This window comes from Aureimonas sp. OT7, from assembly GCF_014844055.1.
Lineage (GTDB): Bacteria > Pseudomonadota > Alphaproteobacteria > Rhizobiales > Rhizobiaceae > Aureimonas > Aureimonas altamirensis_A.
The window spans coordinates 374,080-385,000 of record NZ_CP062167.1; the positions used below are offsets into that span (position 1 = coordinate 374,080).

Annotated in this window: 5 protein-coding genes, 2 rRNA genes and 1 pseudogene (1 of these 8 cut by a window edge); 5 read left to right on the top strand and 3 right to left on the bottom strand. The window is 63.2% G+C overall.

The window, feature by feature from the left end; all coding sequences use genetic code 11:
* Positions 1–23 precede the first annotated feature (23 nt).
* The 4 genes from hutI to hutU are packed head-to-tail and all read left to right on the top strand — an operon-like array spanning position 24 to position 5,243.
* Entirely contained in the window at positions 24–1,229 is a 1,206-nt protein-coding gene (gene hutI / locus IGS74_RS01820; RefSeq protein ID WP_192388892.1) for an imidazolonepropionase, read from the top strand.
* A complete protein-coding gene (hutH, locus tag IGS74_RS01825; RefSeq protein WP_192388894.1) occupies positions 1,226–2,767 on the top strand; it encodes a histidine ammonia-lyase in 1,542 nt (513 codons plus the stop codon). Before hutI ends, hutH begins: the two co-directional genes overlap by 4 nt.
* The gene (hutG, locus tag IGS74_RS01830; protein ID WP_192388896.1) at positions 2,764–3,573 is read left to right on the top strand and encodes an N-formylglutamate deformylase; all 810 of its coding nucleotides are present in this window, start codon (positions 2,764–2,766) and stop codon (positions 3,571–3,573) included. Before hutH ends, hutG begins: the two co-directional genes overlap by 4 nt.
* Positions 3,570–5,243 carry a urocanate hydratase gene (gene hutU / locus IGS74_RS01835; protein WP_192388898.1) on the top strand — a complete coding sequence of 558 codons (1,674 nt, stop codon included), beginning with the start codon at positions 3,570–3,572 and terminating at the stop codon, positions 5,241–5,243. The genes hutG and hutU overlap by 4 nt, the downstream gene beginning before the upstream one ends.
* Positions 5,244–5,317: 74 nt before the next feature.
* Here hutU and IGS74_RS01840 read toward each other — a convergent pair whose 3' ends face one another.
* The gene (locus tag IGS74_RS01840) at positions 5,318–5,590 is read right to left on the bottom strand and encodes a hypothetical protein (RefSeq protein ID WP_192388900.1); all 273 of its coding nucleotides are present in this window, start codon (positions 5,588–5,590) and stop codon (positions 5,318–5,320) included.
* 710 nt (positions 5,591–6,300) lie between these two features.
* Between IGS74_RS01840 and IGS74_RS01845 the strand changes: the two are divergent.
* Positions 6,301–7,489, top strand: a pseudogene (locus IGS74_RS01845) (IS3 family transposase).
* Between the two features lie 805 nt (positions 7,490–8,294).
* On the opposite strand, the gene rrf reads toward IGS74_RS01845, so the two are convergent.
* Positions 8,295–8,409 (bottom strand): 5S ribosomal RNA (gene rrf, locus IGS74_RS01850).
* A gap of 56 nt (positions 8,410–8,465) precedes the next feature.
* Positions 8,466–10,921 (bottom strand): 23S ribosomal RNA (locus IGS74_RS01855) (it continues 363 nt past the right edge of the window).

Consider the following 10,921-nt stretch of genomic DNA (forward strand, 5'->3'; position numbering starts at 1 on the left):
TGGACACATCAGGGAGATGAGCCATGGCTCTGCGCCTTCTGACCGATCTAACGCTCTGTACCATGGCCGGGCCCGAGCCCTATGGGACAGTGGAGGACGGCGCGCTGGCGCTGGAGGACGGCCGCATCGCCTATGCCGGTCCGATCGCAGACCTGCCCGAGCGCTTTCGCGGCGTGGCAGCGGAAAGCCAGGAAGGCCGCGTCGCGACGCCGGCCCTGATCGACTGCCATACGCATCTGGTCTTCGGCGGCGACCGGGCCCGCGAGTTCGAGATGCGGCTGACGGGGAAATCCTATGAGGAGATCGCCCGGGCCGGCGGCGGCATCGTCTCTACCGTAGCGGCCACGCGTGCGCTGGACGCGGCAGCACTTGCAGACGCCGCCAGAACCCGCCTGGACGCACTCCTGGCGGAAGGCGTCGGCACGGTCGAGATCAAGTCCGGCTACGGGCTGACGATCGACTCCGAGCTCGCCATGCTGCGCGCCGCCCGGCAACTCGGCCGCGACAGGCAGGTCCGGGTGCGGACCACCTGGCTTGCCGCGCACAGCCTGCCGCCCGAGTACAAGGGGCGCGCCGATGACTACATCGCGGACGTCGTCCTGCCCGGCATGGATGCCGGTGCGGCGGAGGGGCTGATCGATGCCGTCGACGCCTTCTGCGAAGGCATCGCCTTTTCCGTCGCCGAGGTTTCCCGCGTTTTCGAGCATGCCAGACAGCTCGGCCTGCCGGTCAAGCTGCATGCGGAGCAATTGTCCAATCTCGGCGGCGCAGCGATGGCGGCCGGCTTCGGCGCCCTGTCGGCCGACCATCTCGAATATCTGGACGATGCCGGCGTCGCGGCCATGCAGCGGGCCGGCACCGTGGCGGTCATGCTGCCCGGCGCCTACTACACGCTGCGCGAAACGCAGGCCCCGCCAGTGGCCGCCCTGCGTGCGGCGGGTGTGCCCATGGCGCTGGCGACGGACTGCAACCCCGGCACATCGCCCCTCACCTCCCTGCTCATGGCCATGAACATGGGCGCGACCCTGTTCCGCATGACGCCCGAGGAAACGCTGGCGGGCGTAACGCGCCACGCCGCTAGGGCATTGGGGCTGGAGGACGAAATTGGAACGCTGCAGGCAGGCAAGCGCGCCGAGATCGCCATCTGGTCGATCGACCATCCCGCCGAACTTTCCTACCGCATCGGCTTCAATCCTCTTCACGCAATCATTCTCGGGTCATCGCAATGAGCATTATCCTCACACCCGGCAAGGTCACATTGGCGACCCTGGAATCCATCTATCGTGGCAGCGGGCCCGTAACGCTCGATGCCGCCTTCCGGCCGGCCATCGCGGCGGCGGCGGCCCGCATCGCGGAGATCGCCGGCGGTGACGAGGCCGTCTATGGCGTCAATACCGGCTTCGGCAAACTGGCCAGCGTACGCATCGCGGCCGGGGACGTTGCGACGCTGCAGCGCAACCTGATCCTGTCGCATTGCTGCGGCGTCGGCGAGCCATTGCCCGACCCCATCGTGCGACTGATCATGGCAACGAAGCTGATCTCCCTCGGGCGGGGCGCGTCGGGCGTACGACCGCAGATCGTCGAGTTGATCGAGGCCATGCTGGCGCACGGCATCCTGCCGGTCATCCCCGGCCAGGGCTCGGTGGGTGCATCGGGCGACCTTGCCCCGCTTGCACATATGGCCGCCGCGATGATCGGCGAAGGCAGGGTGCGGGTGGCCGGCGTCGACATGGCGGCCGGCGACGCCTTGCGGCAGCACGGGCTGGAGCCGGTGGTGCTGGCCGCCAAGGAGGGGTTGGCCCTCATCAACGGCACCCAGGTATCGACGGCGCTGGCGCTGGCGGGATTGTTCCGGGCGCATCGGGCATCCGCGGCGGCGCTGGTGACAGGGGCACTGTCCACCGATGCGGCGATGGGCTCGTCCGCGCCCTTCCACGAAGAGATACACATCCTGCGCGGCCACCAGGGGCAGATCGATGCGGCGACGGCCCTGCGCGGGCTTCTCGCCGGCTCGCAGATCCGCGACAGCCATCTGGAAGGCGACGAGCGCGTCCAGGATCCCTATTGCATCCGCTGCCAGCCGCAGGTCGACGGCGCTTGCCTGGATCTCCTGCGGCAGGCGGCGCGCACGCTGCGCATCGAGGCGAATGCCGTAACCGACAACCCCCTCGTCCTCTCCGACGGACAGGTCCTGTCGGGTGGCAATTTCCATGCCGAGCCCGTCGCCCTTGCGGCCGACCAGATTGCCCTCGCCGTATGCGAGATCGGCGCCATAGCCCAAAGGCGCATCGCGCTTCTCGTGGACCCCGCCCTGTCGTTCGGCCTGCCCGCCTTCCTGGCGCGCAATCCCGGCCTGAACTCCGGACTGATGATCGCGGAGGTCACCTCGGCCGCGCTGATGTCGGAGAACAAGCAGATGTCGCATCCCGCATCGGTGGATTCCACGCCCACCTCCGCCAACCAGGAAGACCATGTCTCCATGGCTTGTCACGGTGCGCGGCGGCTTCAGCTCATGACGGCCAACCTGTTCGGGATCGTCGGCATCGAGGCGCTGACGGCCGCCCAGGGCATCGAGTTCCGCCACCCGCTGAAAACGGGTACGGAACTTCTGAAGGCGCAGGCCGTGATCCGCACCCGCATACCCGCGCTGGACGAGGACCGCTACATGGCCGACGACCTGGCTGCCGCCGCCGCGATGGTGGAGGATGGCAGCCTTGCCGATGCCGTGTCCGCCGGCCTTCTGCCAATACTGGAGGACGCAGCATGAGCGTCTTCAAGGTCACGCAGGGCGACGGGCCCGTCATCCTCGCCTATCCCCATTCCGGTACGCTGGCTCCCGAGGAGATCACCACGCGCTTCAACGCGGAGGGGCGGTTGCTGCGGGATACGGACTGGCACCTGCCCACGCTGTATGACGGCCTGCTGGCGGGCGCGACGCATGTGGAGGCGACGTTCCACCGCTATGTCATCGATGCCAATCGCGATCCGTCGGGAGCAAGCCTTTATCCGGGGCAGAACACGACCGGGCTGATCCCGCTGACGGATTTCGACAACCAACCGATATGGAAGCCGGGCGAGGAGCCGACGGAGGAGGACCGGACCTTAAGGCTGGAGCGGTTCCACGCGCCGTATCATGCCGCCCTCCGCGCCGAGATCGAGCGCGTGCGCCGGCGGCATGGCGTTGCCATCCTCTATGACTGCCATTCGATCCGCTCGGTCATCCCCCATCTGTTCGACGGTCGTCTGCCGGACCTGAACATCGGCACTGACAACGGCCGTACGGCAGCGCCCTCGATCCAGCAGGCGGCGGTGGACGTGGCGGCCGCCGCCGCGCCCACCTTCACCCATGTCGTCAACGGACGCTTTCGCGGCGGCTGGACGACGCGTCATTACGGCCAACCGCAGACCGGGGTCCACGCCATCCAGATGGAACTGGCGCAGGCCACGCATCTTGCCGCCGAAAGCCCTCCCTTCGCCTACGACGCCGCCCGCGCCGCACCGCTTCGCGAGACGCTGTCGGCACTTCTCAACCGCATTAATGCCCTCGCCGCCGAACTGAAAGGTGATGCATGACCACGGATCCCCGCCGCCACAATACCCGCATTGTCCGCGCCCCCCACGGGCCCGAGCTGACGGCCAGGAGCTGGATGACGGAGGCCCCGTTGCGCATGCTGATGAACAACCTCGATCCGGAGGTTGCGGAAAATCCCAATGAGCTGGTCGTCTATGGCGGCATCGGCCGGGCAGCCCGCACCTGGAACGATTTCGACAAGATCGTTTCGGCGCTTCGCCAGCTTGCGGACGACGAGACGCTGCTGGTGCAGAGCGGCAAGCCGGTGGGCGTCTTTCGCACCCATGCGGATGCGCCGCGCGTGCTGATCGCCAATTCCAACCTGGTGCCGCACTGGGCCACCTGGGATCATTTCAACGAGCTGGATCGACGCGGCCTTGCCATGTATGGCCAGATGACCGCCGGCTCGTGGATCTATATCGGCACCCAGGGCATCGTTCAGGGCACCTACGAAACCTTCGCGGAAGCGGGGCGCCAGCATTATGGCGGCAGCCTCCGGGGGCGCTGGGTGCTGACGGGCGGGCTTGGCGGCATGGGCGGCGCGCAGCCGCTGGCCGCCGTCATGGCAGGCGCCTCGTGCCTGGCCGTCGAATGCAATCCGGAGTCGATCGATTTCCGCCTGCGCACCCGCTATGTCGACGAGAAGGCAGAAACGCTGGACGAGGCGATGGAGATGATCCAGCGCTGGACGGCCGCCGGCGAGGCGAAATCCGTCGGGCTTCTCGGCAATGCGGCCGAAATCCTGCCGGAGATGGTCAAGCGCGGCATCCGCCCGGATATCGTGACCGACCAGACCTCCGCGCACGATCCGATCAACGGTTATCTTCCCGTGGGCTGGAGCATCGCCGAATGGAAGGCGAAGCGCGAAAGCGATCCCAAGGCGGTGGAGAAGGCGGCGCGCGCTTCGATGCGCACGCATGTCGAGGCCATGCTGGCCTTCCATGAGGCCGGGGTGCCGACGCTCGATTACGGCAACAACATCCGCCAGGTGGCGAAGGACGAAGGGTTGGAGAATGCCTTCGCCTTTCCCGGCTTCGTGCCGGCCTATATCCGTCCGCTGTTCTGCCGGGGCATCGGGCCCTTCCGATGGGCGGCCCTGTCGGGCGACCCGGAAGACATCTACCGCACCGACGCCAAGGTGAAGGAGCTGCTGCCCGACAACCGGCATCTGCATCGCTGGCTGGACATGGCACGGGAGCGGATCGCGTTTCAGGGGTTGCCGGCGCGCATCTGCTGGGTGGGTCTTGGAGATCGCCACAAGCTTGGTCTCGCCTTCAACGAGATGGTCGCCAGCGGCGAGTTGAAGGGGCCTGTCGTCATCGGCCGCGATCATCTGGACTCCGGCTCCGTCGCCTCGCCCAACCGGGAAACGGAGGCGATGAAGGACGGCTCTGACGCCGTTTCGGACTGGCCGCTGTTGAACGCCCTGTTGAATACCGCATCGGGCGCCACATGGGTCAGCCTGCATCATGGCGGCGGGGTCGGAATGGGCTTCTCGCAGCACTCCGGCATGGTGATCTGCTGCGACGGCAGTGCCGATGCGGCGCGCCGCATCGAGCGTGTCTTGTGGAACGACCCTGCGACCGGGGTTATGCGGCATGCAGATGCGGGTTACGAGATCGCGTTGGATTGCGCGCGGGAGCAGGGGTTGAACCTGCCTGCGATCCTTTAGGCTGAGTGAAGCCGGGTGAAGCTGGTTAAAGCGAGGGGGCGGAAGCGCGGGGTTTCCCGCCCCGCCGCCCACCTCTAGTAATATGTCACTTCCCAATCGGCGAGGACGTGCGTGAGGCACTCTTTTGCCAATTCCAGGCGCATTCGGTTGAGATGCGTCTGGCGGACCTGCCACCGTTGCTGGTCGGCGGTTTTCACCAGCTTTCGTGCGATGGTGAGCAGGTCTTCGGGAACGATTCTGTGGGCGATGCCCGTGAATGCGTCCACCGGCAGGAGACAGCCGTCATCGGTCTCGATGAGACGTCCGGGGACGAGCCTCCATTCGCCGGTTTTGAACCGGACGTGCATTACCGCAACGGGTGCGTTGAAGGTGATGCAGAGGGTGGAGGATATATGCTAAAGGCTCGGTCAGCCATGGTGCTCTTTCTTGGTTATGAGCGTTATGGTCAGGCCCGGTGCGGGAGGTGCGAACTCCCCATCGGGCCGATTACGTTATAGGTTTAACGTTGCAGGAACGCAATGCCGCTGTGCGGCGATGGCTTGCCTGAGTGGCGGCCAATGCGTTCCGGGGGGTATGGCGCCCTCGCCTATATGCGGAAGCGATTACAGTTGTGATCCGCAGAGAGGCGTTCTTGGCCCCACCTTGCCGATATGACGCCTTCCCGAGAGCAACCGCGTCGGCTTGCACCACCGGCGAATACTTGCGCCACGGTGAGCGCTCTGTGGCAGCTCTGCTGCCTTTGCCCATGACTGGACGCCAATCGTCGTGACGGCGCGCCAGCGCCCTAGCCCTGCCCTGGGATCGTGGACTTCCGCCCTGCTTACTGGCGTGAGCCTTGGGTGCGGCTTTGCCGCAGCTGGCTTGTATGGGGAGAGGTACGCCGGAGCGACGTTCTGGAGCGTTGCCGCCCCTTTGCCTGCCTGCTGCGCCTGTTTATGGAGATCGGGGCTGATCCGGGTCGCTCTGGCGTGAACCGCGTCTTCGGAACAGCCCTGACGATGCCCCCGCGTTCTAATCCGGATTGAAGTTCGTTCTGGCCGATTGAGAGGACCAGGACATGAAGCGCAGCCGCTTCTCTGAAGAGCAGATCATCGGAATTCTGAAGGAACACGAGGCGGGAGTTTCAGTGGCCGAGCGGTGCCGCAGGCACGGGGTCGGTGACGCCTCGATCTACGATTGGTAAGCCCGCTTCGGCGGGATGGACGTCTCGGAGGCGCGGCGGCTGAAGGCGCTGGAGGACGATAACACCCGGCTGAAGCGTCTGCTGGCCGACGCCATGCTGGACAACGCGGCGCTGAAGGATCTCGTGGGAAAGAAATGGTGACGCCCGCGGCCAAGCGGAGAGCTGTCGCTCGCCTGAAGGATGCCTTCGGGATGAGCGAACGGCGGGCGTGTAAAGCCATCGGCTGCTGCCGCATGACGGTTCGCTACGAGACCAGCCGTACCGGGCGACGGCGAAGTCCGCGAGCGCATGAGGGCGATCGCGCAGGAACGGCGCCGGTTTGGCTGCGGCGTTTTCTCGTGATGCTGAGGCGGGAAGGCCTTGTCGGGAACCACAAGAAGCTGTTCCGGCTCTATCGGGAGGAGAAGCTCGCCGTTCGTCGCCGTGGCGGGTGCAAGCGAGCGATCGGGACCAGAGCACCGTTGCTGGTACCGCTGCGCGCCGACGAGCGTTGGTTGCTGGACTTCGTCTCCGGCACGCTCACCGACGGCCGTCGCTCCGCATCCTTACGATCGTCGACGACTGCACGCGCGAATGCCCAGCACCGATCGTCGACAACTCGAGCCCGGGCGAACGCGTCGCCCGCGAACTCAACATCATCGCCGAGTATCGCGGCTACTCCTGCATGATCGTGTCGGACAACGGCACCGAGTTGACCTCGAACGCCATCCTGGCCTGGGCCAACCAGAGCCGCGTCGAGTGGCACTACGTCGCGCCGGGCAAGCCGATGCAGAACGCCTTCATCGAAAGCTTCAACGGTCGGCTGCGGAACGAACTGCTTGACGAGACCCTGTTCACCTCGCTCGCTCGGGCATGCGTGGAAACTGCCCTCTGGCGTGCCGACTACAACACGGACCGCGCGCATTCCCAGATCGCCTGGCAGACACGGGACGAGTTCGCCAGCACTTTCACCCCGCGACGGCCGCTCGCGCTGTGCTACCCCAACAGCTCCGCGCCAGCGCCCGCCGCTTCACCCGCCCAGCAGGGCAAAACCACCGCCGGAGACAAATTGAGAACTGGATAGAAACTGGAGGCGACGTCACATGGGCTTCCGCCCTGCTTACTGGCATGAGCCTTGGGTGAGGCTTTGCCGCCGTTGGCTTGTATGGGGAGAGGTACGCCGGGGCGACGTTCTGGAGCGTTGCCGCCCCTTTGCCTGCCTGCTGTGTCTGTTCATGGAGATCGGGGGCTGATCGGCGTGACCCGGCTCGCTCCGGCGTGACGCGTCTTCGGAACAGCCCCTTTCCCGCCTGTGGTTGGACGGCACCGAAGCTTGTGCCTGTGGCGTGCCTTTGCGGCTTTGGGCGGATCATAACGTCCCGCATTTCGCTTTGTGTGGCTCAGCCGCCCCTTTGCCTGCCTGCTGTGTCTGTTCATGGAGATCGGGGGCTGACCCGGGTCGCTCTGGCGTGACGCGTCTTCGGAACAGCCCCTTTCCCGCTTGTGGCAGGCATCTCCCGGAACTCGTGCCTGTGGCCGTGCCTTTGGCGCTTTGGGCGGATCATACCGTCCAACATTTCGCTTTGTGTGGCTCAGCCGCCCCTCTGCCTGCCTGCTGCGCCTGTTCATGGAGATCGGGGGGCTGATCGGGGTCGCTCTGGCGTGACCGCGTTCCGTTGTTGCCACGGGGGGATCATTGCCGCGGTGCGATGGCGGGAGGGACTTGAGGGATTTTGAACGCGGACGGCCGGGCTATTTGCGTATTGGCTTGGGTTGCAGCGCGAACGCGGACGGCCCCGCTTTGGGGCGGGGCGTTTTGTGATGTGTGTTTGTATGTGTTGGGAAGCTGGTTTGTTTTGATGATGTGAAGAGAGAGATGCACTTAGCAGACCTGGCAGCGACCGACTTTCCCGCGTCTTGAGACGAAGTATCATTGGCGCGGAGGGATTTCACGGCCGAGTTCGGCATGGGATCGGGTGCAGGGCCCTCGCAATGACCACCAGGTCGGCTAAGTGCATTGGAAGCTGTGTCTTTTTGGGAATGGGCATTGGCGAATGAGAACGATCAAGCCGATCGAGCTATTAGTACCGGTAAGCTTCACGAGTTACCTCGCTTCCACACCCGGCCTATCGACGTGGTGGTCTTCCACGGCTCTGATAGGGAACACTCGTTTTCAGGTGGGTTTCCCGCTTAGATGCCTTCAGCGGTTATCCCGACCGTATATAGCTACCCTGCTATGCGGCTGGCGCCACAACAGGTCCACCAGAGATACGTCCATCCCGGTCCTCTCGTACTAGGGACAGATCCTGTCAATATTCCTACACCCACGGCAGATAGGGACCGAACTGTCTCACGACGTTCTGAACCCAGCTCACGTACCGCTTTAATTGGCGAACAGCCAAACCCTTGGGACCTGCTCCAGCCCCAGGATGCGATGAGCCGACATCGAGGTGCCAAACAACCCCGTCGATATGGACTCTTGGGGGTCATCAGCCTGTTATCCCCGGCGTACCTTTTATCCGTTGAGCGATGGCCCTTCCACGCGGGACCACCGGATCACTATGACCGACTTTCGTCTCTGCTCGACTTGTCTGTCTCGCAGTCAGGCGGGCTTATGCCATTGCACTCGACGAACGATTTCCGACCGTTCTGAGCCCACCATCGCGCGCCTCCGTTACTCTTTGGGAGGCGACCGCCCCAGTCAAACTACCCACCATACACTGTCCCGGACCCGGATGACGGGCCGCGGTTAGACATCCATGACGATAAGGGTGGTATTTCAAGGATGGCTCCACGAGAGCTGGCGCCCTCGCTTCAAAGCCTACCACCTATCCTACACATGCCGACACGAATGCCAGTGTAAAGCTATAGTAAAGGTGCACGGGGTCTTTCCGTCTGACCGCAGGAACCCCGCATCTTCACGGGGAATTCAATTTCACTGAGTCTGCGTTGGAGACAGCGGGGAAGTCGTTACGCCATTCGTGCAGGTCGGAACTTACCCGACAAGGAATTTCGCTACCTTAGGACCGTTATAGTTACGGCCGCCGTTTACTGGGGCTTCGATTCAGAGCTTGCACCCCTCCTCTTAACCTTCCAGCACCGGGCAGGCGTCAGACCCTATACGTCGTCTTGCGACTTCGCAGAGCCCTGTGTTTTTGATAAACAGTCGCTACCCCCTGGTCTGTGCCACCCCATACCGGTTGCCCGATAAAGGGTCACGCTTCTTCCGAAGTTACGCGTGCAATTTGCCGAGTTCCTTCAACGCAGTTCTCTCAAGCGCCTTGGTATACTCTACCAGTCCACCTGTGTCGGTTTCGGGTACGGTCTATTCGGTGGGGCTATTTCCTGGGACCCCTTCGCCGCCGAGACAATCCGTTAAGCCTCGACAACACACAGGATCCGTCACTCACCACCAGGCCCACGATTATTAACGTGGTTCCCATCGACTACGCCTTTCGGCCTCGCCTTAGGGGCCGGCTAACCCTGCTCAGATTAACTTTAAGCAGGAACCCTTGGACTTTCGGCGAGGGAGTCTCTCACTCCCTTTATCGTTACTCATGTCAGCATTCGCACTTCCGATACCTCCAGCGCCCCTCACGGGTACGCCTTCACAGGCCTACGGAACGCTCCGCTACCGCTCACTCCTAAAAGTGAACCCACAGCTTCGGTGTATGGCTTGAGCCCCGGTACATTTTCGGCGCAAGAACCCTTAATTCTAGACCAGTGAGCTGTTACGCTTTCTTTAAATGATGGCTGCTTCTAAGCCAACATCCTGGTTGTTTTGGGATTCTCACATCCTTTCCCACTTAGCCATAACTTGGGGACCTTAGCTGGTGGTCAGGGTTGTTTCCCTCTCCACGACGGACGTTAGCACCCGCCGTGTGTCTGCCGGACAGTACTTCCAGGTATTCGGAGTTTGGTTAGGTTTGGTAAGACGGTGAGTCCCCCTAGCCCATCCAGTGCTCTACCCCCTGGAGTATTCATCCGACGCTCTACCTAAATAGATTTCGCGGAGAACCAGCTATTTCCGAGTTTGATTGGCCTTTCACCCCTAGCCACAAGTCATCCCAATCTATTGCAACAGATGCGGGTTCGGTCCTTCAGTGCGTGTTACCGCACCTTCAACCTGCTCATGGCTAGATCACTCGGTTTCGGGTCTAATCCGACGAACTGAACGCCCTGTTCAGACTCGCTTTCGCTACGCCTACACCTACCGGCTTAAGCTTGCTCGCCAGACTAAGTCGCTGACCCATTATACAAAAGGTACGCCGTCACCCTCGCGGGCTCCGACTGTTTGTAGGCATCCGGTTTCAGGTTCTCTTTCACTCCCCTTGTCGGGGTGCTTTTCACCTTTCCCTCACGGTACTGGTTCACTATCGGTCATGCACGAGTACTTAGGCTTCGAGGGTGGTCCCCCGAATTTCAGACAGGATTTCACGTGTCCCGCCTTACTCATGGACCATACAGGACATTACGCGTACGGGGCTGTCACCCATCTTGCCAAGCTTTCCAGCTT